Raw genomic sequence first — 1,377 nt, forward strand, 5'->3', positions numbered from 1 at the left:
TAACACGCTGCTGAAAAACCCCGCGCTGGACGCGGGATTTAGGACATGATTCACTTTTCCTGATGGTTTGCCGGAGGTGATCATGCGTGGAACGGACGAGACAAGCGGGTCACTCTTCAGCTATGTCGACCTTGAGGATCGCATTCCCGCCAAGCACCCGCTTCGCAAGATCCGTCAGGTCGTCAACGACGCCTTGTTCAGCCTCGATCCCGAGTTCGACCGGCTCTACTCGGTTGATGGCCGCCCCTCCATCGCGCCTGAGCGGCTGATCCGCGCGAGCCTGATCCAGATACTGTTCTCGGTTCGCTCTGAGCGGCAGCTCATGGAACAGATGGAGTATAACCTCTTGTTCCGCTGGTTCGTGGGCCTTGGCATCGACGATCCGGTCTGGGTTCCGACGGTGTTCACGAAGAACCGTGACCGGCTACTGACGACAGAGATGTCGCGCAAGTTCATGACCGCCATTCTTGCTCACTCGGAGGTGAAGCCGCTGCTGTCGGACGAGCACTTCTCGGTCGACGGCACGCTGATCAAGGCGTGGGCTTCCATGAAAAGTTTTCAGCCGAAAGCTGATGCCGCACCGCCGGACCGGGCGGATGGACCAGACGATCCGCCACCACCGCCATCGCCATCCTCCAGCACCGCCGCCCCCGAACCCAGCCACACCGAGATCGAGCCGATGCCCCGCAAGACCAGCCGCAACCGAAATGCCGAAGCCGACTTTCGCGGGCAGAAACGGTCGAACGCGACGCATGCCTCGGTGACCGACCCCCAGGCGCGTCTCTACAAGAAGTCGCCCGGCGCCGGGGCCATCCTTTGCTTCATGGGCCACACGCTGATGGAAAACCGCAACGGCCTGATCGTGCAGGCGGAGGTCACGCAGGCCGATGGCCATGCGGAGCGAAAGGCAGCATTGGAAATGGTCAACCGTCACTCCCCGGGCTCAACCCGACGTCTCACTCTCGGCGCCGACAAGGGATATGACAGCGCAGACTTCATCTCCGACCTTCGTCAGATGTGCGTCACGCCGCACGTCGCCCGCAAGTCGCGCCATTCCGCAATCGACGGGCGAACGACCCGTCATTCAGGCTACGCCGTGTCGCAAAAACGGCGCAAGAAGATCGAAGAGCCCTTCGGGTGGGCCAAAACCGTCGGCTCAATGGCCCAGACAATGCTGCGCGGCACCGAAAGGCTCGGCGCGCAGTTCACGATGACCATGGCCGCCTGCAATCTGGCGAGGCTGCCGAAGTTGCTGGCAACATGACCAAGGAAAACGAGGAAGATCGGCAAAATGCGCCCTGAGACTCGCGCTTGGAAAAGAGTCCCTCGCGCCTGACCAGAACAACGTTCTTGGCAGCCGACTTTTTCAGCGACCTG

General features: G+C 61.3%; 1 protein-coding gene. It reads left to right on the forward strand.

What is annotated here, in order from left to right; genetic code table 11:
* The first annotated feature begins 82 nt into the window (after positions 1 to 82).
* Positions 83 to 1,264 (forward strand): IS5 family transposase, encoded by a 1,182-nt coding sequence (locus tag FOY53_RS22565; protein WP_146592528.1) that lies wholly within the window; start codon positions 83 to 85, stop codon positions 1,262 to 1,264.
* Positions 1,265 to 1,377 lie beyond the last annotated feature (113 nt).

This window comes from Puniceibacterium confluentis (assembly GCF_007923445.1).
Classification (GTDB): Bacteria; Pseudomonadota; Alphaproteobacteria; order Rhodobacterales; family Rhodobacteraceae; genus Puniceibacterium; species Puniceibacterium confluentis.